General features: G+C 44.7%; 26 protein-coding genes. 14 read left to right on the top strand and 12 right to left on the bottom strand.

The genetic code is table 11. From position 1 onward, the window contains the following. Positions 1–8 precede the first annotated feature (8 nt). Both R8N46_RS09120 and R8N46_RS09115 read left to right on the top strand, forming a co-directional pair. A complete protein-coding gene (locus R8N46_RS09120; protein WP_206959167.1) occupies positions 9–1604 on the top strand; it encodes a S41 family peptidase in 1596 nt (531 codons plus the stop codon). 70 nt (positions 1605–1674) lie between these two features. Next, positions 1675–1995 (top strand): hypothetical protein, encoded by a 321-nt coding sequence (locus R8N46_RS09115; protein WP_052484232.1) that lies wholly within the window; start codon positions 1675–1677, stop codon positions 1993–1995. A 71-nt stretch (positions 1996–2066) separates the two neighbouring features. Here R8N46_RS09115 and rlmF read toward each other — a convergent pair whose 3' ends face one another. Together rlmF and R8N46_RS09105 are read right to left on the bottom strand one after the other, a co-directional pair. Beyond that, positions 2067–3194, bottom strand: a complete 1128-nt coding sequence (gene rlmF, locus R8N46_RS09110; protein ID WP_213972301.1) for a 23S rRNA (adenine(1618)-N(6))-methyltransferase RlmF — start codon at positions 3192–3194, stop codon at positions 2067–2069. Further along, positions 3181–3696, bottom strand: coding sequence for a M48 family metallopeptidase (locus tag R8N46_RS09105; RefSeq protein ID WP_213972300.1), 516 nt, complete (start codon positions 3694–3696; stop codon positions 3181–3183). The genes rlmF and R8N46_RS09105 overlap by 14 nt, the downstream gene beginning before the upstream one ends. A 138-nt stretch (positions 3697–3834) precedes the next feature. Here R8N46_RS09105 and R8N46_RS09100 point away from each other — a divergent pair, with 138 nt between their 5' ends. Continuing rightward, positions 3835–4065 (top strand): glutaredoxin family protein, encoded by a 231-nt coding sequence (locus R8N46_RS09100; protein WP_005377871.1) that lies wholly within the window; start codon positions 3835–3837, stop codon positions 4063–4065. Between the two features lie 27 nt (positions 4066–4092). Here the strand turns inward: R8N46_RS09100 and R8N46_RS09095 are convergent, their stop codons facing one another. Continuing rightward, positions 4093–4962, bottom strand: a complete 870-nt coding sequence (locus tag R8N46_RS09095; RefSeq protein ID WP_109168432.1) for a LysR family transcriptional regulator — start codon at positions 4960–4962, stop codon at positions 4093–4095. A 106-nt stretch (positions 4963–5068) separates the two neighbouring features. On the opposite strand from R8N46_RS09095, the gene R8N46_RS09090 reads away from it, so the two are divergent. From R8N46_RS09090 to R8N46_RS09080, 3 genes are all read left to right on the top strand, one after another. After that, positions 5069–6292: an MFS transporter gene (locus tag R8N46_RS09090; RefSeq protein WP_047100700.1), complete on the top strand. Its 1224-nt coding sequence runs from the start codon at positions 5069–5071 to the stop codon at positions 6290–6292. Between the two features lie 89 nt (positions 6293–6381). Beyond that, positions 6382–6954 (top strand): DUF1415 domain-containing protein, encoded by a 573-nt coding sequence (locus R8N46_RS09085; protein WP_115385896.1) that lies wholly within the window; start codon positions 6382–6384, stop codon positions 6952–6954. Between the two features lie 109 nt (positions 6955–7063). Further along, positions 7064–7639, top strand: a complete 576-nt coding sequence (locus tag R8N46_RS09080; RefSeq protein ID WP_025766767.1) for a nucleoside triphosphate pyrophosphohydrolase family protein — start codon at positions 7064–7066, stop codon at positions 7637–7639. 69 nt (positions 7640–7708) lie between these two features. On the opposite strand, the gene btuD is transcribed toward R8N46_RS09080, so the two are convergent. From btuD to cobT, 8 genes are all read right to left on the bottom strand, one after another. After that, complete coding sequence (gene btuD, locus R8N46_RS09075) at positions 7709–8476, bottom strand: vitamin B12 ABC transporter ATP-binding protein BtuD (protein WP_017820884.1); 768 nt, start codon at positions 8474–8476, stop codon at positions 7709–7711. Next, positions 8463–9458 carry a vitamin B12 ABC transporter permease BtuC gene (gene btuC, locus R8N46_RS09070; RefSeq protein WP_158156220.1) on the bottom strand — a complete coding sequence of 332 codons (996 nt, stop codon included), beginning with the start codon at positions 9456–9458 and terminating at the stop codon, positions 8463–8465. The genes btuD and btuC overlap by 14 nt, the downstream gene beginning before the upstream one ends. A gap of 82 nt (positions 9459–9540) precedes the next feature. Continuing rightward, positions 9541–10569, bottom strand: coding sequence for a succinylglutamate desuccinylase (locus tag R8N46_RS09065; RefSeq protein ID WP_005377878.1), 1029 nt, complete (start codon positions 10567–10569; stop codon positions 9541–9543). Between the two features lie 274 nt (positions 10570–10843). After that, positions 10844–12640, bottom strand: a complete 1797-nt coding sequence (locus R8N46_RS09060; RefSeq protein ID WP_115385894.1) for a M3 family oligoendopeptidase — start codon at positions 12638–12640, stop codon at positions 10844–10846. A 128-nt stretch (positions 12641–12768) separates the two neighbouring features. Further along, a complete protein-coding gene (gene cobC, locus R8N46_RS09055; protein WP_115385893.1) occupies positions 12769–13383 on the bottom strand; it encodes an alpha-ribazole phosphatase in 615 nt (204 codons plus the stop codon). Between the two features lie 11 nt (positions 13384–13394). Beyond that, positions 13395–13928 carry a bifunctional adenosylcobinamide kinase/adenosylcobinamide-phosphate guanylyltransferase gene (gene cobU / locus R8N46_RS09050; protein ID WP_025766771.1) on the bottom strand — a complete coding sequence of 178 codons (534 nt, stop codon included), beginning with the start codon at positions 13926–13928 and terminating at the stop codon, positions 13395–13397. Then, positions 13925–14731, bottom strand: a complete 807-nt coding sequence (locus tag R8N46_RS09045) for an adenosylcobinamide-GDP ribazoletransferase (RefSeq protein WP_115385892.1) — start codon at positions 14729–14731, stop codon at positions 13925–13927. Before R8N46_RS09045 ends, cobU begins: the two co-directional genes overlap by 4 nt. Further along, complete coding sequence (gene cobT, locus R8N46_RS09040; protein WP_115385891.1) at positions 14731–15774, bottom strand: nicotinate-nucleotide--dimethylbenzimidazole phosphoribosyltransferase; 1044 nt, start codon at positions 15772–15774, stop codon at positions 14731–14733. The genes R8N46_RS09045 and cobT overlap by 1 nt, the downstream gene beginning before the upstream one ends. 248 nt (positions 15775–16022) lie before the next feature. On the opposite strand from cobT, the gene R8N46_RS09035 reads away from it, so the two are divergent. The 7 genes from R8N46_RS09035 to purT all read left to right on the top strand — a co-directional run bounded on the left by R8N46_RS09035 (position 16023) and on the right by purT (position 23611). Continuing rightward, the gene (locus tag R8N46_RS09035; RefSeq protein WP_053350419.1) at positions 16023–16712 is read left to right on the top strand and encodes an NAD(P)H-binding protein; all 690 of its coding nucleotides are present in this window, start codon (positions 16023–16025) and stop codon (positions 16710–16712) included. A gap of 200 nt (positions 16713–16912) precedes the next feature. Next, positions 16913–18286 carry an L-cystine transporter gene (locus tag R8N46_RS09030; protein WP_025766775.1) on the top strand — a complete coding sequence of 458 codons (1374 nt, stop codon included), beginning with the start codon at positions 16913–16915 and terminating at the stop codon, positions 18284–18286. Between the two features lie 157 nt (positions 18287–18443). Then, a complete protein-coding gene (gene sbcB / locus R8N46_RS09025; RefSeq protein ID WP_085569561.1) occupies positions 18444–19865 on the top strand; it encodes an exodeoxyribonuclease I in 1422 nt (473 codons plus the stop codon). A gap of 55 nt (positions 19866–19920) precedes the next feature. Beyond that, on the top strand, positions 19921–20295 hold the full coding sequence (locus R8N46_RS09020; RefSeq protein WP_005377887.1) for a CidA/LrgA family protein: 375 nt from the start codon (positions 19921–19923) through the stop codon (positions 20293–20295). A 1-nt stretch (position 20296) separates the two neighbouring features. Next, positions 20297–20974, top strand: a complete 678-nt coding sequence (locus R8N46_RS09015; RefSeq protein ID WP_005377888.1) for an LrgB family protein — start codon at positions 20297–20299, stop codon at positions 20972–20974. A gap of 430 nt (positions 20975–21404) precedes the next feature. After that, entirely contained in the window at positions 21405–22292 is an 888-nt protein-coding gene (cdd, locus tag R8N46_RS09010; RefSeq protein WP_017633940.1) for a cytidine deaminase, read from the top strand. Positions 22293–22435: 143 nt separating this feature from the next. Beyond that, complete coding sequence (gene purT, locus R8N46_RS09005; RefSeq protein WP_085569562.1) at positions 22436–23611, top strand: formate-dependent phosphoribosylglycinamide formyltransferase; 1176 nt, start codon at positions 22436–22438, stop codon at positions 23609–23611. A gap of 72 nt (positions 23612–23683) precedes the next feature. On the opposite strand, the gene R8N46_RS09000 is transcribed toward purT, so the two are convergent. Then, positions 23684–24334: a thiopurine S-methyltransferase gene (locus tag R8N46_RS09000; RefSeq protein WP_213972299.1), complete on the bottom strand. Its 651-nt coding sequence runs from the start codon at positions 24332–24334 to the stop codon at positions 23684–23686. Between the two features lie 315 nt (positions 24335–24649). Here R8N46_RS09000 and R8N46_RS08995 point away from each other — a divergent pair, with 315 nt between their 5' ends. After that, complete coding sequence (locus R8N46_RS08995) at positions 24650–25429, top strand: phosphoribosylglycinamide formyltransferase (RefSeq protein ID WP_213972298.1); 780 nt, start codon at positions 24650–24652, stop codon at positions 25427–25429. Positions 25430–25507 lie beyond the last annotated feature (78 nt).

Below are 25507 nucleotides of genomic sequence, written 5' to 3'. Positions count from 1 at the left end.
ATAGAAAAGTGAAATTTAAGTATTCTTTAGCAACGGCAGTCACTCTCGCATTATTACAAGGCTGTGGCGGTGGTGGCAGTGATAGCTCATCACCTACTCCGTCCACTAGCAGTGCAAACGGTCCAACGTGGAAAGTTCATGATTTTAGCCAACCGTCGAAAACGTTTATCAACCAATGTGAAACGCCCCGCGTCGGACTGGACCCATATGACAACTATGCCGCCTATCCAGATAAATTGGGCTCTGCATTACACGAAAAACTCTTTTTAAGAGCTTTTACTAACGAAACGTATCTATGGTATGACGAGGTTCCTGATAATAATCCAGCAAACTACAAAACTGTTACTGATTACTTCAATACGCTGGTCACCTCTGCTACTACCGCGACGGGTAAACCAAAAGATCGCTTCCATTTTACCGTCCCTTATGAGGATGATATGAAATCATCGCAATCCGGTTTAGTTGCTGGATTTGGTTTTAACTGGGCATTCCTACGTGGCGTACAACCTCGAGACGTTCGTATTTCCTACACTGAAGAAGCCTCGCCAGCTGATAGAAGCGGCATTGCTCGTGGTGATAAGCTTCTGAAAATCAATAATATTGATGTGGTTAACACCGGTAGTCAGTCCGACATTGATTTTATTAATAAAACGCTCTTTAACCCTGACATCAATCAAGATTACACCTTCACATTTGAGAGTGTTGGCGGTCTAGAGAAAACCGTGACGCTTACCGCCTCTGATGTCATGACCTCTCCAGTTAAAAATGCCAAAGTGATTACACAAAATGGTATGCGGATCGGCTATCTGCAATACAACTCCTTTGAACCAAGCGCTCAAGCCCCGCTTATTGAGGCGTTCAGTACGCTCTCAGCAGAGAATGTTGACGAGATCGTCGTTGATTTACGTTACAACGGCGGTGGCTTAGTCCTTCAGTCCTCGCAAGTAGGCTACATGCTAAGCGGTGCTGGTCAGAACCGAGTCTTCAGTGAGTTGATTCATAATGACAAAGTGATGCGTACCATTAAAGATGGGGATAACATCTATCGCTTTACGAATCTAGCAATAGACTGGGCAGCACAGAAATATTCGGACCAAGTGCTTCCGACACTGAACAAAAAGCGCGTATATGTACTGACTTCAGGAGGCACGGCTTCCTCAAGTGAACTGTTGATCAACGCTTTGCGCGGCATTGATGTGGAGGTTATCCAAATAGGCTCAACAACCACAGGTAAACCGTATGGGTTCTCACCAGAACAAAACTGCGGCACTATGTACTACACTATTCAGTTCAAGTCGGCGAACGAGAAAAAATTTGGCGACTTCGCTGATGGTTTTATTCCTACTCCAAAGAGCCAAATCAATACCGAGTTAGGCTTAAACAACAGAGTGGAAGGTTGCTGGGTCAATGACGACCTAACAAAACCATTAGGCGATCCATCTGAAGGTATGCTTTCTGCGGCACTAAACTACATGGAAACTGGAACCTGTCCGCCAGTATCCCCTTCAAGTTTCAACGCCATGCCGCGTAACATTTCATCTCCAGAGTTAAGCGATCTTCGCTCTCCGCTACGAACAGAGGCAATTCATGTTGAGATCAACTAACTTTTTACGAATGCTGATTCGGGTTGCGCTTTTCTTAGGCACTTCGATTTCTTTGATAGGATGCCAAGCTATGTCACAAGAACCCGTTGAAGCATTGAGTAAAAAGAACTCTCCGGAAACAGTCATAGAGATTCAAAACGCGATCGCAGAAATCCAAGGGACACCAGCACCTAGAATCGCAAATAACGTATTTGAATCCTCACCGCATTTGTTGATTGAAAAAGGACGAGTAAAAGGGAACAACAATCAACTGTTGGATGGCAGCTATGCGGATCTTCCAGACCAATATACGTTGCAGATAAGAGGTGAAACCTGTGGCTTGTACTATGCCAAAACAGATACTTTTGTCTCTCTCAGTTCACTAGATTGTGAGCCCATCATTAAGTTTTAGATCTCCCAAAATAGAAGCCCGCTGATATCAGCGGGCTTCCTACTTTATTGTTCAGTGTGAAACGGTCAACGTTACTTTAGTTCAATCCATGCTTTGCGCTGTTGCTTATCCATGTATGACCAAGCTACAAAGCGGCTCACTTTCTGCCCTTGACTCATTTCAACCACACAAACGGCTTTCACACCCAATTTTTCAAGCTGCTTACGCATCGGGCGAACGTTGTCTTTTTTGGATATAAGTGTTGTAAACCACAAGACCTGCGCGGCAAAAGCTTGGCTTTCATTCGCCATTTTTCGGATAAACGCCGCTTCTCCGCCTTCACACCACAATTCAGCGTTTTGACCGCCAAAATTCAACGCAGGTTTACTTGTCTTTACTTGTGCGGTTTGAGGTTTTAGCCCTTTCTTGCGCTGGTTTGCTTTTAGATTATCGATTTTACGCTGGCTGCCCATAGCGGCATCTTCCGCCGAACGGTGGAATGGCGGATTACATGTCGTCACATCATAACGATCATTCGGTTGAATGATACCTCGATAAATATTGGCATCATTGTATTGCTGTACCAGTGCAATTTTTCCCGTCAAAACACGATTGTGCTCTACGATCGTTTGAGCCGATTGGATGGATTTTGGATCGACATCGCTGCCCGTATAGTGCCAACTGTATTTTGTTACACCAACAATCGGATAAATACAGTTTGCTCCCACGCCAATGTCCAACGCTTTCACTTTTTGGTGCGCGTACTGACCTTTTACTTCACCATCAAGTAGTTCTGCCACTCGGTGAATGTAATCAGCGCGGCCCGGAATCGGTGGGCAAAGGTAGGTGTCGGGAATGTCCCAGAACTCGATACCATAATACGCAGCAAGCAATGCTTTATTGAGCATTTTAACAGCATTAGGATCAGAGAAGTTTATGGAGTCTTCCCCTTTCGGATTTTTGATAACGAATGGCTTTAACTGTGGTTCACTTTCCACGAGTTTTTTAAAATCGTAACGACCTCGATGAACATTACGCTCATGCAAACCATTCTTCGCTATTTTTATGAACTCGACTTCGCTCTTTCCTGCAGGCTGCGAGGATTTGCGCGCAACTTTGTCTTTAACACGCTTCGGCTTGGCTTTATTCGCGTCTTTATTCTGACCCGCCATTGAAGTCTTTGGCTTTGCTTGCTTCGCGTTGTGATTATTGTTCTTCATTCAAATTCGCTTTTAAATCGAGGTAAATCATAAACAAACGAGCATCAAATTCGAGTTGGTGATACTCAGGCTCCATATAGCAACATAGCTGATAGAACGCCTTGTCGTGGTTTTTCTCACGAGTATGCGCCAACTCATGTACCACCATCATTCTTAATAGTGGCTCGGGCGCATCCTTAAATACATTGGCAATGCGAATCTCGTTTTTCGACTTCAGCTTACCGCCATGGTTTCTACTGATTACACTGTGCAAACCAAGCGCGTTGTTTACCGCGTGAATTTTCTTATCGTAGACAACTTTACTGATTGGCGCGGCTTTCTTCATGTAGCGGTTTTTGATTGCCATGGCGTACTCATAGAGCGCCCTTTCGCTTTTGATTTGGTGCCTATCGGGACAACGCTTTTCGAACCAAGGAACAAACTTGCCACTCGCTATCAATGAGCTCACCTGCTCTACGATGTTTTGTGGGTAGCCCTGAATGTATCGAAGTGACGGATGCATAGAGTTAACGTCTGTTATGACAAAATAAAGGCGCTCAATATACCTGAGATAAAAGACAGTTTCACCTTAGCTTTCGCCTTTCATTTATGGTGAAAGGCCGTTAAACTTCGCCTCCCAATGATAATGGAGAGAAATTCAATGAAACGTGTCGTTCTTTATGTCAAAGACAAATGCCCTCACTGCAAAGATGCTCAACGTTATCTGGATTCGAAAAATATTAACTATCGTTTGTGCAATGCTAAGATGCAACGCGGTCGCAAAGAACTTGATGCGCTTGGTGCTCGTTCAGTGCCAGTTTTAAAAATTGGTGATCGGGTAATGATTGGCTGGAACCCAAAGAACTTCGAGAAGATGTACAAAGGCGACTAGTGCTCGGACGATGAATCTGCGCTGCGTTTAAACGTAGCGCTTGATAAAGTCGATAAACGTTCGATCTGCTATTGATAAGTACCCCTGCTTGCGCCAAGCAAGTGCCAGATCCAGCGTCACTGGTGGTTCAAACGGTAAGCCAACAACGCCCGACTCATGTTGAGTCACCAATTCCAGTAACGCGGTAATCGCAAACTCTTGTTTTACAATACTCAAAATCAAAGGCAGTAAGTTGGTCTCGAATGATGACTTCATGGTAAACCCATGCTCCTCACTCACCTGATCCAAAAATTCGCGGTGAAAATAGCCATGCTGAAACATAACCAAATCGTGTTCAAAGAACTCATCAAAAGTAAGAGCGTGTCGCTGGGCTAACTCATGCTCAGGTGAAACAACTGCGACCATTTGGCTAGTAAACAAATGGTCAGTTTCTAGATCATCAGGCACATTATCACAACTGATCACACCAATATCGAGTTGACCATTGAGCAGCATACGACGAATCGATTGAGTCCCAGCTTCGACCAAGGTCAATTTTAACTCCGGGAACTGGCTTTTAAACGCCATCACAATTCGTGGAAAAAAATAACTGCCCATCATTGATGGCGTCCCGAGCCTTACTTCGCCTTTCGCTAAACCTTTCAGCTCATCAATCGCGAGCTGCGCGTCGTGCAACTGTTGAATCACCCGCTTAGCATGCACAAGTAACGTTTCGCCCTCTTTCGTTAAGCTGATTTTTTTATCATCACGGCGAAATAGGGTAACGCCCAAAGACTGCTCAAACTTTTTGATAGAAATGCTTAATGCGGGCTGGGCAATATGCAGGGCTTTCGCTGCATGGGTAATGTTTCCATGTTCAGCGACCGCCAGAAAATGTTTAAGTTGTTTCGATTCCATTAGATCAAAAATATATGGTGTCCATATTTTTAATATATTTTTTTAATTTACAACGAACTGATAGATTGATCACAGTCTCTCCATTTGCTCACATTAGGCAGGATTCATGGTCAGTTTTGGCACACCGGAATACAAACGCATTACACTCTCGCTAGCGCTTGGTTCCTTCTTGGTTTTTTCAAATTTATACCTACTACAGCCAATGCTGCCCACTTTTGCTCAAATTTTCACGATCTCAGAAACGCAAGTGAACTGGTTATTTGCGGCCTCAACACTCGCTCTCTCTTTTAGCCTCGTTCCAATGGCTGTGTTGTCAGAATCAGTGGGAAGAAAGCCAGTCATGATGGCTGGTCTGTTTTCGATTCCTACCCTTTCCGCTTTGATGCTATTTGGTGACTCATTTCTGTTTTTGGTGGTATGTCGAGCACTGATCGGTGTCGCGCTCGCAGCTTTTGCTGCAGTCGCCGTGGCTTACATGGCAGAAGAGCTCGACAAGCACGCTTTCTCGATGGCAATTGGAACGTACATTGCGGCTAACTCATTAGGCGGTATTGCAGGGCGTATTAGCGGCGGCTTATTGGCGGACAATTTCAGTGTTGATGTCGCCATTGAAGTTATGATGGTGTTCACTCTTCTTGGTGTCATTGGCGTTCACTATTTATTGCCAACACAGCGCAACTTCACCCCGTCATCAAGCAGCTTGCGCCATCAAAATCGTGCGCTTATTGGTCATTTTAAAAACCAACGCGTGTGGTTCGCAATGCTGATAGGAGGACTCAACTTTGCTTTGTTCGTCAACCTTTACTCCGTCATGGGTTTCCGTCTGGTGAGTGAACCTCACAATGTGCCCGTCGGGTTGGCCTCACTGATCTTTATTTGTTACTTGGGAGGGACTTTCTCCTCTCGTTGCGCAGGCCACTGGAGTAAACGTTATTCATCAATCCTCGGTATGTTCTTAGGCGCGATAGTGAGCATGGCGGGGATGTGGATTGCGGCGGTTGAAAGCTTGACTGCAATGCTATTTGGGTTGTTGCTGATAAGTTTTGGTGCCTTCTTTACTCATACCCTCGCCTACGGTTGGGTCGGTCAGAACGCCACTCGCGCCAAAGCCACCGCGACAGCGCTCTACTTAGTACACTACTACGTAGGCGGTAGCTTAGGAGGATTCTTACTTCTTTATTGTTGGCAACATGGTGGTTGGTCGAGTGTTCTTATGGGAGGAAGCGCAGTCTACCTAGCGATGTTTGCTGCAATTGCGTATTTGAAACACATTGCCGAAAGAAAGCATACTGACCAAACACCTGACGCTGCGAGTTTAAAGAGTAGCTAAGGTACGCTCATTTGCGTAATACCTCTCTGGTTACTTGGATAACCAACTCTGCTATGCTTGCGCTACTTTAATAAAAACCAGAAAGTCGTATGTCAACGCGTTCAACACAAAACACAGATATCGAAGCGATCACTCAACAGGTCGATCAATGGCTCAACGATGTAGTAATCGGGCTCAACCTTTGTCCGTTTGCTGCCAAGCCGCAACGTAATAAACAAATAAAAATCTTTGTTAGTGAAGCGACTCAAGAAGAAACGCTTCTTGAAGATATTTTATTGCAGCTGATTGAGCTGAGTAACACAGAACCCGAACAGCTTGAGACCACGTTGGTTGTGGTTCCCAACATGCTACAAGATTTCTGGGACTACAACTTTTGCATAGATTGGGTTGAAGGATTAATTAAGCAGCAAAACTGGGAAGGTATTTTCCAAGTAGCGACTTTCCATCCTGATTACTGTTTTGGCGGCGCTAGGCCTGAAGACGACGAAAACCTGACCAATCGTTCTCCTTACCCGATCTTCCATTTGATTCGCGAAGAGAGTATGGAAAAGGTACTAAAACACTATCCTGATCCTGAATCCATTCCCGATACGAACATCGCTCGTGTTTCCTCCCTTTCAGAGGAAGAACGTAAAAAGCTGTTCCCTTACCTATTTCGTTAAGCACCAACATTCCCAAAGGCAGATTTATCACCAGTTAGATGCAATGCCCTTGGGGTTCAAAGTACGGTTTGGTATCATTGCCGCTTCAATCGATTCAATGGAAATTAGAATGCAACTGTCAAAGCTAACCCAAGAGATTTTTGATCACTTATACCGTGATATCACCGAGTTCCGTAGTACGTTCGACTTACCAGTCGCAGACGCTGCAAGCCTTGATACGCAAGCAGACACACTACACACCTCTTTGGCGATCGAAGAGCTAACAGAGCTAGCAGAAGCAGATTGTAAAACTGAGCAAGCAGATGCCATCGTAGACAGCGTGTATGTATTAATGGGCCGTCTCGTTCATCTTGGCCACAGCAAAATAGAAGACAACCTGGCGATCAGCTACTTAATTGATCTTCTATTAAACGTTGCGGTAAACCGTGGTATCGAATTTATTCCTTGCTGGGATGAAGTACATTCAAGCAACATGAGCAAAGTATGCCGTAACGAGCAAGAGTACTCAGAAACAGAAGCATTCTACGCAGAACAAGGCATCAAGTTGATGGCGGTGCAGAAAGGTGAATACATCATCGCGAAATGCGCCGAAGATTTCGTATCGGAAGGTAAAACCATTCGTAAAGGCAAAGTACTCAAATCTGTTTACTACCGCCCAGCAGATCTAAAACCGCTAACTCAGTAAGCGTTGAGTTTGGCTTTCTCGATTAAAAAAACGACCTCAAGTAGGTCGTTTTTTTATTGTCCCTAAATACTAATCAAAGATTAAATAAGGTTGCTCATCTACGATGACCTTTTTGACTTGAGTATTGAACACTTCCCCGAGAGCTTCTTCCGTTAGCACAGTATCGGCACTTCCTGATGAGTGCAGCACACCGTTGTTAAGCAGCAATACTTTATCTGCGTGCTTTAATGTGCGATTGAGATCGTGATTAGCAACCAATACTCCAATTCCCTGCGCCGCCATAGCGTTAATCAATTGATAGAGCAGACCCTCTTGCGCAATATCTAACGGTGCTGCTGGCTCATCCAAAATTAAAAACTGCGAAAAAGGATTAATGGTACGCCACACCTGCAAACATACACCTGCTAATCGGACACGCTGCCACTCACCACCGGATAATGTTTGAATACTGCGATGAAGCTTATCTTGCAGTTGTACCAGCTCCACCACCATATTGACGGCATCACGCACTTTGATATCCGCAATCTCAGCACCACTTGGCAGAGATAAAGCGAGATACTGAAACACATCAACATTAAACGCTGGGCGCGATTGCTGACACAAATAACCTCGAACATGAGCTTGCTCTGACAACGGTAAAGTAAGCAAGTTTTTGTTGCCAACGTACACTTCACCACTCATACCGTCTCGGTGACTTAACGTACCAGAAATCGCAGCCAATAAAGTACTCTTACCGGAACCATTAGGCCCAACGATATGTACGATTTCGCCAGCTTTGCATTCAAAAGAAAGAGGCAATAATCGACTACCAACCGACATATGTTTAACGTGCATCATGACTCTTCACCAGCATCCAGATGAAAATAGGTGCGCCAATCGATGTTGTCATGACACCTAAAGGTAACTCTGCGGAGTCCAATAACAGTCTTGCGCCGATGTCAGCAAATACAAGCAACGCAGCACCAGATATTGCAGAAAGTGGCAATAAATAACGGTTTTCCGTACCAAAAGCCAAACGCAACAAGTGCGGCACCACCAAACCAACAAAACTGATGATGCCACCCAAAGCGACTGAACTACCCACCAAAACAGAAATGGCGAGGATCAATTTCCAACGCATTTGATGCACATCGACACCCAATTGGGTCGCATGAATCTCACCCAGCATCAATTTATCAAGCGACTTGCCTTTACAACATAACCAGGTAAGCACCGGTAACATCACCAAAGTAACGGTATGTTGATACCAACTTGCACCGCCAATACTGCCCATTAACCAATACATCAGTTGGCGTAAACTGAGATCATCACTAAAGTAAAATGCCCAGGTCACAATCGCGCTCGATAAAATACCCAATGCGACCCCAACCAAAAGCAATCGAGCCGTCGTCAGGTGCATTGCCCTTGCTATCGCCACCAAAACAAACGTGAATACCATCGAGCCTGCAATCGCTGCCAGCATAAAAACAATCGGGGTAGGAAGAACAGGTGACGCGAACATGATTAAGACCATTGCTAAGCTTGCGCCACCAGAGATACCAAGCACGCCAGGTTCAGCCAACACGTTCCCAAGCAACACTTGTAACGTCGCGCCAGATACCGCTAACGCAGCACCAATAATTGCCGCAGACACTAGCCTCGGTAAACGCAAGTCCAGCAATAACTTCTGTTCAAATGCAGATAAGGATTGAAAAGGAGAAAAGAAAATTTCTCCGACCATCAAGTGAATGGCAGAGAGTACAGCGAGCACGATCGACATAACCATCAGGTTACGTTGCCAGCGTCGTTCCTTGTTCAGGATAAGTTGTTGAAAATCCATAGCGGCCGATAAAAACAAACGAGGCTTAACCTTACAGTTAAGCCTCGGTAAATTGCAATTAACTTCTCAAAGCAATGTTGGATTAATCGTAAACCAACTCACCCTCTTCAAAACGGGTTTTCACTTCACAAACCATCAGAGCTGCACGTTGACCTATTGCGACGTGGCGGTTCGGGAAGACAATCGCTTCGTTTTCATTCTTCGCCATTAATGGTTTGTCGCCATCATGACCAAACACTTCGCCGTGAACAAATGAGGTGAAGTTTTCAACATTGTCGTCGAACATAAAGTCAAAGTCTTCGTTCAAACGAACGATTGTGCGACTTACGCGATACTTAATGCATGGTTTTGGTAGGTGTTCTGGCTTCGTTTCCGCAATCAAATTACGTAAAGACAAATCAAACGCGGTCAGTTTATCGAGGTCATTTTCACCAATACGAGCCACGCGTCCAAGCTCCATCGTGAGAGCCTGCGCACCAAAGTTCTCGGCACTGTACCAGCTAAACGTGCTCGATGGTGAGTTTGACAGGAGCACAGCTTCAATGTGTGCACTGTCCAAGAAATCGATCAATGCCTTGCTGCGCACAGGATGACGAGTCTTAGGACTTACTGCAAACGTATAGTGCTTCGAGCCTCTAATCGCGCAGTGTAAATCAAGGTGCCAGCGTGTTGTCGGGTCGGTATCCTGATAAAAATCTCGAACAAGCAGCTTAAGCGTATCGGCGATAACAAGCTCTTTTGTCTGTTTGTGTTCTTTTTCGTCAAACAGACGGTTGAGATTTTCTTCGAGGAATCGCGTGTGCGCCAGAGTGGATTCTGGGTGAGCGATAATGAACAGACAACGGGTATCGACCGTCTGGAACCCAGATTCTATGTCTTGAATAATGGAATCCACCAGCTCCATCGGTGCGGTTTCATCTCCGTGAACCCCACAAGAGATGATGATGTTCTTCGTATCCTGAGTATAATTCGCAGGGATTACTTCTAATACACCACGCTGATAGAGTTTAAGTTTTACACCGTTAGAAAGCACCTGCTCCGCTGGTGCAACATCAATATGAACATCTAACGTGTCAGTTAAAAACGATTGGCGAAAGAGAGACTTCGTCATGCGTTACTCCTTAATAGCACGGCGGATATGTTAATAAATTGTACAAAGGATTTTTGTTGCTGCGATCTCACTTATGAGTAGAAATCACTATTTCCCTCGAAAATCCGATGCCTTTTCGCGCCAGGCACTCAAATCAAGCATTGAGGCGTTTAATTTTCAAACAATTACAAAGTGTTAGGGCTGTGAACTTTACCACAGCCCTGATTAAGATCATTATGATTTGATCAAATTTTTGTAGCTATAAAGCAGATTATGCATCAACACTGCGAAAAACTTAGCCGCGCTGTGCGAGCAAACGCTCAAACTCATCGACTTTTTCACGCACTAGCTCAACACTCTGCTGCCAAAACGTTGGCTGGGTTAAATCCATCGACAGGTGCTTTTCGACGACATCTTCCGCCATCATGCAGCCTGTATCGCGCAGCAAATTGATGTAATCGGTGTAAAACGCTTCGCCTTTGGTTTCTCGCTGTGCATAGATACCCTTGCTAAACAAGAAACCAAATAGGTATGGGTAGTTATAAAAGCTCACGCTATCAATAGAAAAGTGCAGCTTGCTTGCCCAGAAGTACGGATCCGGTTCGCTCATTACGTCGCCATACCATTCTTTCCAAATTTCTGACATCAACTCACAGAATTCATCTGCGGTTAACTCTCCATCCTGGCGGCGTTCATAGAACGATTTTTCAAACTCGTAGCGAACCGGAATGTTGATCATTAAAGCTAGCGCAGATGACAACTCTTCCCACAACATTTCGAGCTTTTCATCAACGCTCTCCGCTTTCGAAATCAAATGATCACGAACGATGTTTTCTGCAAAGATAGAGGCGGTTTCTGCTAACGTCATTGGGTAGTAAGTTTGGCAAAGTGGCAAATCACGAATAACCCAGTTATGGAACGCATGGCCAAGTTCATGTGCCAGAGTCATAAGGTCTGAACGGCTGCCACTCCAAGTCATAAACACAAGTGGTGTTCGCGTTGCTGGCAGTTTGGTGCAGTATGCGCCAAGACGCTTGTTAGCATTTGGCGCGGCATCAATCCAACCATTTTGTACCATCAAACGGACAAACTCCGACATCTCAGGGTTTACTGTTTCAAATGCTTCACAAATAACATCAATCGCTTCATCAAAGTCGTAAACCTTCGCTTCACCGCTCAAAGCAGGCATAGCCGCCAGATGATTCCAAGGTTTCATCTCATCCAGACCATGTACTTGCGCCATCAATAAACCTGCTTTCTGACCAATAGTTCGACTGTCTTTGGCTACTGTCATCATCGCATTTAAAGTTTCAGCTTGGATTCGGCTACCATGCAAACTCGGCTCTAGGAAGTGAACTTCACGCTTCGTAGAACGCTTTTTGTTTTCAGTTAAGCGCCATCCTGCTAACGCATTCAAAATCGCAGCGAATGATTCTTGGTGCGTTTGCATTGCATCTTGTACGCCACGCCACGCGGCTTCTTGACGCTCGAATTCAGAACCATAAAGGATGCTTGCCGCTTGAGAAAACCCAAGCTCTTCACTATTACCATCTGTGTACTCAAGCTTCACTTTCAATGAGCCAGTCAGGTTATCGTATAGGTTACCCCAAGCCGATTTGCCATCCACACTCATCGCAGCCAGTAACTGTTCTTCTGCGTTGCTAAGACGAGTATCCGCCAACTTTCTAGAATTCAAGATAGAAAAAGCTTGCCCACTGATATCAGGATTTTCATGGTCTAACACGCGCAAGATAAACTCTTCGTCGGCATGAGTTAATGTCAAATCAAAGGGACTGAACGCTTGGGAAAGCTCCGAAAAGATGCGGGTCATTTTACCAAGTAACGATTTCGCTTCGGCGTTTGTTGCATCAACAGAAGCATAACAACTCGCAAAATTTGCAACTGTACCCGCTAAACGACTCGCAGCTTCATTGGTCAAAATCGCATTTTGCATGATCTCTACGTTGCCACAATCTACTGATTGTTTATTCAAAAGATCAATACATTGTTCCACAAGAGCAATATCGTCTTGAATTCGTGGGTCAGAAAGGTCGTTATAAACGATGGACAAATCCCAACTCGGCGTTGTCATTTCTATATTTCCTTTTTATGTAACTGAGTCAATTTTCGCTTCCTGCACCTAGCAGATGGGCTTCCACTGACATCTTCCGTGACTATGCCCGTAAGCAATATCGTTCTGGGCATTTTAATATTTATAAATTAACGAGTTAAAAGAGGTACGCCAATCGAACGCACCGAGGCGTAAATTTGCTCATCTATGGTAATTGTTACATGCGTGACAGAAGCGTTTCCTATCGACAACGTCGAATACCACTTTGGGTTACGCCAATCTAACTCCAATACATGAGCAAGAATCATACGAATGACGCCACCATGCGTGACGATAAGTAGATTGTCATTGATATCGTTGATGATTTGAGACCAAACGCGACATATGCGCTCAGAAAATGTGCTTAAGCTCTCAGCATTCGGCAACGTATGTTGTGCTGGCGATTGCCAAAAAGCATCTAGCTTTTTCCACTGCTCAGTGAGCAGATCAAAAGGCATACCATCAAAATCACCAAATGCCATCTCTTGTAAAGATTCATCCGTCATTACTGGTAATAATTGCTGTTCAGCAATGATGTTTGCCAGTTCTTGACAGCGTGAAAGTGGAGAAGAAATTATTCCACCCACACCTCGTCCACTCTCAGCCCAAGCCCGAGCAATACTCTCTTGATCAGCAGGCGTAACTTTTACATCTGTTTGGCCATGGAGTCCTGGTGGAGCGTCTACTTTTCCATGACGCACAAGATAGATATTGAGTGTTTTCATTTTGTTCCATCCTACTCTTTAAGAACCAACGGCAAACCAGCAGCAACAAAGGTAACGCGATGGCAAACACTGGCTAGTTTTTGATTCATCCGTCCTGCATTATCCACAAAATAACGACTAACCGCCCCCAAAGGCACAATGCCCATTCCAACCTCATTAGAGACGAATATTAACGTCGCATCTGAGCCACGTACCATCTTTATAAGCTTTTCAATTTCTGCTTCTAGCTTCTCATGGGAACATTCATCACCTAACTCAAATATCCAATTGTTGAGCCACAAGGTTAAACAGTCGACCAATACAACATCGGTGGTAGCGAAATTTGTCAGTAACTCAGATAAATGAAGGGGGCATTCATGCTCTTGCCACTCGCCCCCGCGTTGCTTTTGATGATGCGCTATTCGCTCTCGCATTTCTTGGTCAAATGGCAGCGCGGTTGCAACATAGTGTAATGATCGATGAGAAGCGACCGATAATTGCTTAGCTGTTTTTTCTGCCAAATGCGACTTCCCAGAGCGCGCGCCACCGAGTATCAATTGCTTCATGAGGAGTGATACAACCCAATCATAGTGAGATAAATAAGCAGTTCCGACAACTGTTGCGCTGCGCCAAGGCAATCCCCCGTAAAGCCGCCAATTCTCTTGGTTAACCAACGTTTGAACATCAAACGAAATACCACGAGAACAAGCGATATCAAGATCGCATCCGCGAAACCAAGCACAAGCAATGTTACGCCACCAGTAAACAACAAAATGGAGACTTCTAGAGAAGACTGGCGACTTGCTAGCGGTTTACTTTTCGACGTATCACTGTCACTGACATAAGGCATGTCATAAATAAGCGTCGCTGCTAGTGCTCGGCTTGCGGTGTAAGCGACGACAATGACCAACCAAAAGTGCGGCAAGTTAGCCAGTTCACTCCAAAAAACATACTTAGCCAATAACGCCATAATGAGAGTGGCGGCACCATAAGTGCCAATACGACTGTCTTTCATAATAGAGAGGCGTCGCTCTACGGTCATGCCACCGCCAATGCCATCCGCCATATCGGTCAAGCCGTCTTCGTGAAAAGCCCCAGTTAACAATAAGCTAAACACCATCGTTAATACTATGGCAACCGACTCTGGGAAAAAAATTGAGGTGAGCGAGAATACCAAAGCGCAAAGTGCTCCAAGCACGAGACCAACTAACGCAAAGTAACGGCCTGCCTGATTCATGCGTTCTTCACTGTAAGGCAACGCTTGGGGCACGGGTAAGCGGCTAAAAAAACTGGTAGCTAATAGAAATAACTCCCACTGGTATCTTAACGATGACGGCGTGACTTTCTCAGAATTATCAGGGACTGACACTATACTGTAACTCCTGCACTCTCGAAGCTCGCCATTTTGTTGTAAAACTGGGCGGCAGCTTTTAACAAGGGTAAGGCAAGAGCGGCTCCTGTTCCCTCCCCTAGCCGTAAACCAAGGTCGAGCAGAGGTTCTGCTTTAAGATGTTCCAATACAAATTTATGTCCATTTTCTTCAGAGCGATGGGCAAACAACATGTATTCACGCGTTTCTTCGTCTAACAACGTCGCAATATAAGCCGCTACCGATACGATAAACCCATCCACTAAAACTGGAGTTTTAAGCCGCTTGGCTTCTAAAAAAGCGCCCACCATTTGTACGATTTCAAAGCCCCCAACCTGTGCGAGAATCGTTTTGGTTTCAAGACCTCGACATCGGTTTACCCCCTGTGCTACCAGTTTATATTTGCGGCTCAACTGCTGTTGATTGATTCCGGTGCCAACGCCAACACAATAATCAATATCTAATGAGCTCAGCGCCGATAACAGTGCTGAGGCCGAACTGGTATTACCGATGCCCATCTCGCCGAACATTAAGAGGTTTGAACCATGCAAAATGGTATGCTCAGCAATCTTCGCACCATATTCTAAACCTAACGCCACTTGTTCTGGGGACATCGCTGATTGTTTAGAAAAATTAGCCGTACCGTTACCCAACCGTTGTTCAACCAAGTTGGGATGGGATTTAAATTCTGGAACCAGCACATCAATAGGAGCCAACATGCCGCAATCTATTACTTTGAGTTGAATGCCATTAATGTCGCAAAAACAGTTGATGGCTGCGCCGCCAGCGAGAAAGTTAGCCACCATTTGCTGAGTGACTTCGCTTGGCGCAATGCTCACGCCCTCCTCTGCAACGCCGTGATCTCCAGCAAATACCAGCATGCTTGGTTTGCAGATAGCGATGGAATCAACTGGCTGAGGTTTATTCTGACTTTGAATAAGAGCTAACTGCAGTGCCACCTTTTCCAATAAGCCTAAAGAACCGACGGGTTTGGTTTTGTTATCTATGCGTGCTTGTATCTCCGCAGCAAAAGAGTCATCCATTTTTTACGTTCCTTTGATGTTGTCTGGGTGAGAGGTGTTCTGTTGTTCAAGAGGTCTTGTTCAGCGACAGTTTTTGCGCGCCCACTATTGTATACACTTGCATCCAATTGGGGCAGCGCTAATCAAGTTTATCTCAGGATAGTCTGCCGAGTTCGCAGAGCGTCTCACCTTTCTTGCACGAGATTATAAGTAACTCGTTGAAATCCGCTACAATAGCTTAGACTATGTTCCCATATAGGAGAAAAGATATGGATAACAACACCTGCGCAATCATCGCCGGTGCAACTGGCTTAGTAGGCTCAAAAGTCATTGCAAACCTCATAAATCAATCAGGTGTTGGAACATTATATTATCTTTCTCGCCGCCCACTCGATGGCGTCCTAGATGTGGACAACAAGCTTATTCCTCTCATTGATGCAGACCTTTCTATCCACCAATGGGATGAGAACCAACCAACACCAACCATCGGCTTTATCTGTTTAGGCACGACCCTTAAGCAAGCAGGCAGTAAGGATAATTTGCGTAGAGTAGATGTTGATCTGGTGTGCAAAGTCGCCCAACAAATGAAAACAATCGGAGTCAAACGCCTTGCGGTTGTTTCTAGCCTCGGTGCAAATAGTAAATCGCCATCCCATTACTTAGCTTGTAAAGGACAAATGGAACAACGAATCGAAGCTATGGATTTTGAGGAAATCGTATTTGTTCGCCCAGGCCCGCTTGTTGGTCAACGTCAAAACCCAAGAATGGACGAGAAGTTAGTACAAACTCTGTTTAAGGTAATTCGCCCACTTATGCTAGGCAAACTGTCCAACTTTTTACCTATTCGAGCAGAAGATGTCGCCAAAGCGATGATTTATCAACTTTTCAGTTATCAAGAAGACTCGGTGGTTTACTTACAAAGGAAAGAAATGCGTGACTTACTGCATCACTACGAATAACCATTTTGTACAATTAACGTGCTAATTCACACTCTCACACGACTTAGATCTCGTTTTTATATTCATTTTAGATCTAGCTAATACCCGTTTGTCATTTTTAAAGTTATATCACGAGCGTTATCTTACGCTCCATAAATAAATCCGTATAAAACCCCGTATAAAAAACAACCGCCACATCGGCTGGTTGATAAGGTCAAATTATGAATTTTGCAGTGATAGCCTCTCTAGCCGTCTTTGTTGGAATATTGTTCTTTCTATTTAATCAGCAACAAAAGAAACACACTCTTTCACGTCTCGTTTTGATCGGTCTTGTTACCGGTTCTCTTTTTGGTCTTGCTTTGCAACTCATTCACGGTGAAGGCAACAGCGCAATTGCTCAAACACTTGAATGGGTAGGCATTGTAGGCAGTGGCTACGTTGGTCTACTGAAAATGGTCATCATGCCACTAGTATTGGTATCGATGATCTCTGCAGTTGTTAAATTGGAGAAAGGTGGATCTTTAGGTAAAATTTCTGGCCTGACCATCTCTGTTCTTTTAGTAACTACTGCAATTGCTGCACTTATCGGTATCTTGGTGACAACGACATTTGGCCTTTCAGCAGAAGGGTTAACTGAAGGTGCGCGTGAAACCGCTCGTATCGCCGTTTTAGAAAGCCGTGCCGGTACAGTAAGTGACCTAACTATTCCTCAAATGCTAGTTAGTTTCATTCCAACCAACCCATTTGCTGATCTAACAGGTGCTCGCTCGACATCGATTATCGCTGTAGTGATTTTCGGCGTGTTAACCGGTATCGCCGCTCGTAAAGTGATGATAGAAAAAGCAGAGTTGGAATCACCGATTCGTACTTTCGTAGAAGCTGCTCAATCTATCGTTATGCGATTAGTGAAGATGATCATGGCCCTAACGCCATACGGCATCGCAGCACTGATGGCAAAAGTGGTAGCGACATCAAGCGCAGGCGACATCCTAAACCTACTTGGCTTTATTGTGGCGTCTTATGTTGCTATCGCACTGATGTTTGTTGTTCATGGCGTATTGGTCTCTTTTGTTGGCGTTAGCCCTGCGGAATACTTTAAGAAAATCTGGCCTGTACTGACCTTCGCGTTTACATCTCGTAGCTCAGCAGCAACAATTCCACTAAACGTAGAAGCGCAAATCACCAAGCTTAACGTACCACCAGCGATTGCAAACCTATCAGCATCGTTTGGTGCCACTATCGGCCAAAACGGCTGTGCGGGTATCTATCCTGCAATGCTTGCAGTGATGGTAGCTCCAACAATGGGCATAAACCCACTTGATCTACACTTTATCCTGTCATTGATTGCGATTATCACCATCAGCTCATTTGGTATTGCAGGTGTCGGCGGCGGTGCGACGTTTGCAGCCTTGATTGTTCTTCCTGCAATGGGCTTACCTGTGACCATCGCAGCGCTGCTTATCTCTATTGAACCATTGATTGACATGGCACGTACCGCACTAAACGTTTCAGGCTCAATGACTGCGGGTACAATTGCTAGCCGAGTGCTGAAGTCACCAGAAAGTGAAGCAACATTGGAAGAAACACGAGCATAGAACTCAAATTCCTTCCAAAGCGATAAAACGTAAAATATCAAGCCGATGGTTCGCCATCGGCTTTTTTCATTTTCAAAAATTCAACTTGCATCTTTCGTTGCTAGTCAAGGCGTTGAATGGTCTAATACTGTCATCGGTTTTGTAAACGGTAAGCAGAATGCACCAAGATAATCAGCCCACTTTTTTCTTCTTTGATTATGAGACATGGGGAACCAACCCCGCGAAAGATCGCCCAAGCCAGTTTGCTGGTGTTCGTACAGATGAAAACTTTAATATCATCGGCGAGCCTTTAGTCATGTACTGCCAGCCACCTGCTGATTATCTTCCGTCTCCTGAAGCTGCACTTATTACTGGTATTACTCCGCAAAAAACGGTTCAAGAAGGCCTTTCTGAGCCAGAGTTTATCGCTAAGATTCACGCTGAACTCGCGAAACCAAATACTACCAGTTTAGGCTACAACAGCATTCGCTTTGATGACGAAGTGACCCGTTATACTTGTTATCGCAACTTTATCGATCCATACGCATGGAGTTGGCAAAACGGTAACTCACGTTGGGATTTACTCGATGTACTACGCGCGTGCCATGCCCTTCGCCCAGAAGGCGTAGAATGGCCAGAAAACGAAGATGGCTTCACTAGCTTTAAATTAGAACACTTGTCTGTGGCTAACGGCATAGAGCATAGTAACGCGCACGATGCCATGGCAGATGTGGTTGCGACTATCGAAATGGCAAAGAAAGTAAAAGCAGCGCAACCAAAATTGTTTGATTACTTTTTTTCTATGCGCCAAAAGCGCAAGCTCAATGATTTAGTCGACATCGTCAACATGACACCGTTGATGCACGTTTCAGGCATGCTAGGGCGCGAATGCCAGTACACTAGCTGGATTGTGCCTGTTGCTTGGCATCCAACCAATAATAACGCCGTTATCACCATCGATTTAGCGAAAGACCCTCAACCTATTCTTGAACTATCCGCAGAAGAGCTGCACGAAAGACTCTACACTAAGCGCGAAGATCTTGGTGAATTGCTACCAGTGCCAGTTAAACTAGTTCATTTGAACAAATGCCCTATTCTCGCCCCTGCAAAAACGTTAACGGCTGAAAATGCGGAGTCTATTGGCATTGATCGCCAGCAATGTCTCGCTAATCTCGCTTTGTTGCGCCAACATCCTGAAATTAGAGAAAAGCTGATTAGCCTCTTTTCAGTCGAGCGTAAATTCGATAAAAGTGATGACGTCGATACACAGCTTTACGACGGGTTCTTTTCTCCGGCTGATCGCGCAGCTATGGATATCATTCGAGAAACCGACCCGAATAATCTTGCTGCATTAGACATTGAATTTGATGACAAGCGTATTAAACCTCTATTGTTCCGCTATCGTGCGCGTAACTTCCCAGGCACACTAGACGAGCAAGAACAAAGACGCTGGGCACTACACTGTCGAGAAGTGTTTGAAAGCCAAATTGAAGAGTACATGCTGAATTTAGAAAACTTAGTTCACGAACATGAAAGTGACGAAAAGAAGATTGCGATATTAAAATCCGTGTACCGTTATGTAGAGAGCTTAGCTTCCTAACTCCTCCTAATACAAGCGCACCTTATGGTGTGCTTGTTGTTTATATACTGTCAAAATGATTAAAGAACGATTCTTACAACTGATCCAACTGCTCATTTCAATCTTCCTCATCATGGGAGCACTTGGCATCGGAATTACCATTCAAAAGTTCACTGGCGTTTCCGTTCCAGGAAGTGTCATCGGTATGCTCGTACTGTTTTTCTCCATGACTCTTGGGCTTGTAAAAGTCGACTGGGTCAAACCGGGCGCCACGCTATTTATCCGCTATATGATCTTATTGTTCGTTCCTATCAGCGTGGGATTAATGCAGCATTTCGACCTACTACTCGCCAATGCTCTCCCTATCATCGCTAGCGCGGTTGGCGGCTCACTCATTGTACTGGTCAGCCTCGCTTGGCTGCTGGATTACTTGCTACAGGAGAAACACTGATATGTGGTTAGTTGTTACCATTGCGGTTTTTCTTGTCGCGCGCCAAATCGCAATCAAAGTGAATAATCCTCTAGCAAATCCTTTGCTGATCAGTATTGCAGTGCTCATTCCTTTGCTTACTTACTTAAATGTACCGTTTGAAACGTATTATGCGGATAACGAAGGGATCAGTTTTTTACTTCAACCAGCCGTAGTTGCTCTAGCTTACCCGCTATATGAACAACTACCACAGATTAAAGCAAACTGGCGAATCATCACTTTTGCTTGCACAGTAGGCAGTGTGATGTCGATGATGACAACCACCTTGATCGCAGTCGCTTTCAAAGCAGATATCAGTTTAATCGCAAGTCTAGTGGGTAAATCCGTCACTACGCCAATAGCAATGGAAATTTCGAGTCACCTCGGTGGTGAAGCCGCCGTTGCGGCGATCTTGGTTCTGATTGTTGGTTTATTGGGCGCGATTTTGGCATACCCAATTTACAACTTAATTGGAATTAAACACCCGATTGCACGTGGTCTGACAATGGGTACAGTCTCTCATGCCTTAGGCACCGCTACTTGTGCAGAGAAACAGCCCATAGATGCCGCGTTCTCATCACTCGCATTGGTTTTATGTGGGATCATAACTTCTATTTTGGCTCCAAGCTTTTTTGCTTTGGCTGTCTGGCTATATCAATAGTTAAGCGCTCTCGGTCTGCCCTCCTTCCGGCAGACCGTAGCCTTTCCGCTTCTTCCTTACCCTTTTCAAAACCCTATCTTATCTAGCAACCTCACCCAGTAATATCGTGAAGGGACTTGATCGAGATATACATTCATAGCATTAGCATTCTAGCTGCTACCACTCGCTCTAGATTACGTAGGTATAAAGTAGCATAGCGGTAAAAGTCGCGTTGGTAACATACTCCTGCTCCTTGGTCATATGAATATATACTGATATGGTTAATTGTGAGACGGAGATAACGCTTCACACCTGTGCAATCGAATACATGTGTGAGCTCACTCTAATTATGTAACAGAATTATCAATTGCATTATTTATCGTGATCTAACGCACGGAACATTTCTATCTTTCACATAGAATAACTGTCCATGCAATAACAAGGATTCAACATGAAAAGTCGCATTGAACAGGCGCTAGCAGGCGCTCCAGAAGCACTTTCCAAACAACTTGCTCCTATCATCCAAGCTGATGATTTTGATGCTACGCTTTCAGTTCAACAATTTGAGCAGTTGCTTTCAGCTACCGGTCTATCAGACAAAGAGCTTCGTGTTGCGCTACTTCCTTTTGCCGCAGCGTACTCCTATGCTCCCCTTTCTGACTTTTATGTCGGCGCTATCGTTCGTGGTCTTTCAGGTCGCCTTTACTTCGGTGCCAACATGGAATTCTTTGGTGTACAGTTGGGTCAAACGGTTCACGCAGAGCAGTCTGCGATTAGCCATGCTTGGATGAAAGGCGAACGTGGTGTTAAGGATATCACTATCAACTTCAGCCCATGTGGTCACTGCCGCCAGTTCATGAATGAGTTATCTACCGCAAACGAGCTTAAAATCCAGCTCCCAGAACGCGAAGAAAAGTCACTTCATGAATACCTGCCTGAAGCCTTTGGACCAAACGATCTCGGTATCGAGTCCGGCTTAATGGCAGAAGTTAAACACCAGTTCTCATGTGATGATGAAGGCGCACTCATCCAAAGTGCAGTTGAAGCGATGAACATGAGCCACTCACCATACACCAACAACTTGAGTGGTTTAGCATTAGAGATGACTAGCGGCCGTGTATTCCAAGGCGCTTATGCAGAAAATGCAGCGTTCAATCCTAGCTTGCCGCCGTTACAAGTTGCGCTAATCCAAGTTTTACTTGCGGGTGAAACCTTTGACAGCATCAAAGCCGCTGCATTGGTAGAGAACTCAGAAGGTAAGATCAGTCATTTAGCCGATACGCAATCAACGTTGGAAGCGTTGAATCCAGATATTCCGCTTAGTTTTGTCAACGTATAAACGACAAATTCAACAAAAAGCTCTACAACATGTAGAGCTTTTTTATTACCTAAAAACCAAAAGCAAACGTTTGCTTTGTCATAAAACTTCAGTATGATCTCCTGCAATTTCTGTCTCATCACTCTATTTTGTAAGGGAACACTATGTTTGGCACTGCAACTAGCGCAAATGCTACCCGTGTATTACTTTTAGGCTCTGGCGAACTCGGTAAAGAAGTCGCCATTGAATGCCAGAGACTTGGTTTAGAAGTGATTGCTTGTGATCGCTATGCCAATGCTCCAGCGATGCAAGTCGCTCACCGTAGTTATGTTATCGACATGTTAGATGGGAACGCCTTAGAAGAAGTTATTACGAAGGAACAACCTACTTACGTCGTACCAGAAATTGAAGCCATCGCAACCGGCAAACTGGTAGAGCTTGAAGAGAAAGGACTGAATGTTGTTCCAACCGCTAAGGCAACCAGGCTAACAATGAATCGTGAAGGTATCCGACGTTTGGCAGCAGAAGAACTGGAATTGACGACTTCACCTTATCGTTTTGCAGATAACTTTGAAGACTTCAAAGCCGCGGTTGAGCATGTGGGTATTCCGTGCGTGGTGAAGCCTGTGATGAGCTCTTCAGGTAAAGGGCAAAGTGTTATCAAGACCGAAGACGACGTTACAAAAGCATGGGATTACGCTCAGGAAGGCGGACGTACGGGTGCAGGTCGCGTTATCGTGGAAGGTTTTATCGACTTCGATTACGAAATCACTTTATTGACCATCAGAGCCGTTGACGGTGTGCATTTCTGTGCTCCAATTGGTCATCGTCAGGAAGATGGCGACTACCGCGAATCATGGCAACCGCAAGCTATGTCAGAAAACGCAGTAAAAGCAGCTGAATACACGGCTGAGAAAGTGGTAAACGCGCTCGGTGGCTACGGCATCTTTGGTGTAGAGCTGTTTGTCAAAGGCGATAAAGTCATTTTCAATGAGGTCTCTCCTCGCCCTCACGATACGGGTATGGTTACAATGATTTCGCAGGAAATGTCTGAGTTTGCTCTCCACGTGCGCGCGTTTACCGGAATGCCAATTAATAATATTGTGCAACATGGCCCATCTGCGTCTGCTGTTATTCTTGGACAAGGGACTTCCACAAACATTCGCTTTGAAAACCTAAGCAAAGCTTTAGCTCAACCTCAAACACAAGTTCGTCTATTCGGTAAGCCAGAAATCGATGGTCGCCGCCGTTTAGGTGTTGTCCTTACGCGACGAAAAACCACCGAAGAAGCCGTTCAAGATGCTGTTGAAAGTGCTTCAAAAGTGAATATCATTTATTAAATACGAACCACTCATACAAAAATAGCGCAGCTCAAATTGCTGCGCTATTTCGTGTTCCAAACCGAAGAGAGCCTATTCACTCTCGATTAAGTACACTTCTTCAGAGAAGCGACTTAAGCCTTTTTTCGCAATTTTAGGATGATTCTCGTCAGCTTCATCTACGTTCAAACAAGTAACTTTGTAACCTGAAAATAACTGCTCAATCTCTCCGACCGGCACGCTAAATGGAGGCCCCGCCATCTCTTCTTGAGGATAATTGAGTGTAACAAGCAAAATACGACCGCCTGGGTTCAAAAGTTGCTTGAGACGCTCTACATACTCCTCTCGCATATCTTGCGGTAAAGCAACCAACGCGGCGCGATCATAAATGATATCGGCTTGAGATACTGGTGCAGTGAAAAAGTCCCCAGTATAAATAGAGAGCTCATCAAATTGATAAAGCTCGTGCATGCCATTAAGAGGCGTTACCGTTGGCGTGTAAAAATGTTCAGCAAAAAAGGCACGCACAGCAATATGGCTTAGCTCAACGCCTTCAACCGAATCATGCTTCATCGCTAGCCAAATCAAGTCTTCTGACTTTCCACATAAAGGAACTAACACTTTATCTTCACGCTTTGGATTAGTGTGTTTCCAATATACTGGTAATAGCGGGTTTACATCTTCCAAGTGAAACCCGATCTGATTGCTGGCCCATTTGTTATGCCAAAATTCTTGGTCTCTCATTTTACTTTCTACTTGTCGGCTGTTTTCATTTTGAGAGGTAAGACTAACGTTTTTTTTCAATTTGTCTATGCCGTTCATCTTTGGTTAATACTGCGGTGATAGGATGTAATCGGTCTCATAGGAGACGCGCCTTTATCTGATAATCAGAATAAAGAAAAGAGAAATGGTGATCTAACGCACGATTCTACTTCAAGATAAAACTAAAACCTTGGAATCTTTCGTAATGGCCCCATTTATAAGTTAGTACCTGATTTGCCGAACTTAGCGACCTTTATGTTCCCTATTTTCTAAGTACAAGCAAGTTAAGGAGAGTGAATGAGCTTATTTCTTCGTACTACAGCATTGATGCTTTTGGTACTTAGCCGTGCACCGGCATTTGCCGCACTTCCAATTACCCCTGCGCCTAGTGGCGAACAAAATCGTTCAACCAGCCAAAACGAAGTTTGTTCGAAACTTTTTAAACACAGCCTTAGCGGTTTATATGGCATTCAGTCAATCGACATCACGCCAACTCAGCCATATTCTGACTTCGACATTCTTTACAGCAAAGCTCACCAAGCACAATTTGAACTTGAAACTATCTGTAAGAGTACCGCACTTCTTAATGACGCTCAGCCATACTTCGCAGGCGTGAAATCCAAACAACGAGCAGAAGAAAAGATAGCTTTAGAGTTAGATGGGAAAGTTGAACGTATTACTGACCTAGCACGTGCAACGATTGTTGCTGAAGACGTCGCGAGCTTAGTCTCCATTTATGAAACGTTAGAGCGTGAAACAACGATTGTGAAAGTAAAAAATCGATTCAAAAAACCTGGCCCTTCAGGATATAGAGACTTGAACTTGCTCGTTCGTTTACCAAAAACAAACCTAGTAGCCGAAGTTCAACTGCACTTGAAAGCAATCGCAGATGTAAAAAGCGGTCCCGAACACGACCTATACGAAAAAATCCAGAAACTAGAACGTCAAGCGATGTTGGAAAAACGTGAGCTAAGCGAAATAGAGCTTGCCTCTATTCACAACATGCGTACACAGTCTAAGAACTTGTACCAACAAGCATGGCAACCATACTTAACAACGCATCTAGAAGCGGCGTAACCGATATCATTAAGCGTCTCTCATAAACAGAAAAACCACCGCATTGCGGTGGTTTTCATTTGTATGCACACGAATTTT

Source organism: Vibrio sp. 1874, from assembly GCF_033344395.1.
Lineage (GTDB): Bacteria > Pseudomonadota > Gammaproteobacteria > Enterobacterales > Vibrionaceae > Vibrio > Vibrio alginolyticus.
The sequence above is the reverse complement of the archived record's forward strand: the minus strand, read 5'-3'. Positions and strand labels throughout refer to the sequence as shown.

Coding starts and splice junctions, on each gene's coding strand:
- purT (WP_085569562.1), top strand. CDS start 22,436: ATGTTTGGCACTGCAACTAGCGCAAATGCTACCCGTGTATTACTTTTA.
- R8N46_RS09000 (WP_213972299.1), bottom strand. CDS start 24,334: ATGAGAGACCAAGAATTTTGGCATAACAAATGGGCCAGCAATCAGATC.
- R8N46_RS09090 (WP_047100700.1), top strand. CDS start 5,069: ATGGTCAGTTTTGGCACACCGGAATACAAACGCATTACACTCTCGCTA.
- R8N46_RS09015 (WP_005377888.1), top strand. CDS start 20,297: ATGTGGTTAGTTGTTACCATTGCGGTTTTTCTTGTCGCGCGCCAAATC.
- R8N46_RS09105 (WP_213972300.1), bottom strand. CDS start 3,696: ATGCATCCGTCACTTCGATACATTCAGGGCTACCCACAAAACATCGTA.
- R8N46_RS09060 (WP_115385894.1), bottom strand. CDS start 12,640: ATGACAACGCCGAGTTGGGATTTGTCCATCGTTTATAACGACCTTTCT.
- R8N46_RS09035 (WP_053350419.1), top strand. CDS start 16,023: ATGGATAACAACACCTGCGCAATCATCGCCGGTGCAACTGGCTTAGTA.
- R8N46_RS09080 (WP_025766767.1), top strand. CDS start 7,064: ATGCAACTGTCAAAGCTAACCCAAGAGATTTTTGATCACTTATACCGT.
- cdd (WP_017633940.1), top strand. CDS start 21,405: ATGAAAAGTCGCATTGAACAGGCGCTAGCAGGCGCTCCAGAAGCACTT.
- R8N46_RS09115 (WP_052484232.1), top strand. CDS start 1,675: ATGTCACAAGAACCCGTTGAAGCATTGAGTAAAAAGAACTCTCCGGAA.
- cobC (WP_115385893.1), bottom strand. CDS start 13,383: ATGAAAACACTCAATATCTATCTTGTGCGTCATGGAAAAGTAGACGCT.
- cobU (WP_025766771.1), bottom strand. CDS start 13,928: ATGAAGCAATTGATACTCGGTGGCGCGCGCTCTGGGAAGTCGCATTTG.
- R8N46_RS09100 (WP_005377871.1), top strand. CDS start 3,835: ATGAAACGTGTCGTTCTTTATGTCAAAGACAAATGCCCTCACTGCAAA.
- R8N46_RS09095 (WP_109168432.1), bottom strand. CDS start 4,962: ATGGAATCGAAACAACTTAAACATTTTCTGGCGGTCGCTGAACATGGA.
- sbcB (WP_085569561.1), top strand. CDS start 18,444: ATGCACCAAGATAATCAGCCCACTTTTTTCTTCTTTGATTATGAGACA.
- btuD (WP_017820884.1), bottom strand. CDS start 8,476: ATGATGCACGTTAAACATATGTCGGTTGGTAGTCGATTATTGCCTCTT.
- rlmF (WP_213972301.1), bottom strand. CDS start 3,194: ATGAAGAACAATAATCACAACGCGAAGCAAGCAAAGCCAAAGACTTCA.
- R8N46_RS09030 (WP_025766775.1), top strand. CDS start 16,913: ATGAATTTTGCAGTGATAGCCTCTCTAGCCGTCTTTGTTGGAATATTG.
- R8N46_RS09065 (WP_005377878.1), bottom strand. CDS start 10,569: ATGACGAAGTCTCTCTTTCGCCAATCGTTTTTAACTGACACGTTAGAT.
- cobT (WP_115385891.1), bottom strand. CDS start 15,774: ATGGATGACTCTTTTGCTGCGGAGATACAAGCACGCATAGATAACAAA.
- btuC (WP_158156220.1), bottom strand. CDS start 9,458: ATGGATTTTCAACAACTTATCCTGAACAAGGAACGACGCTGGCAACGT.
- R8N46_RS08995 (WP_213972298.1), top strand. CDS start 24,650: ATGAGCTTATTTCTTCGTACTACAGCATTGATGCTTTTGGTACTTAGC.
- R8N46_RS09085 (WP_115385896.1), top strand. CDS start 6,382: ATGTCAACGCGTTCAACACAAAACACAGATATCGAAGCGATCACTCAA.
- R8N46_RS09020 (WP_005377887.1), top strand. CDS start 19,921: ATGATTAAAGAACGATTCTTACAACTGATCCAACTGCTCATTTCAATC.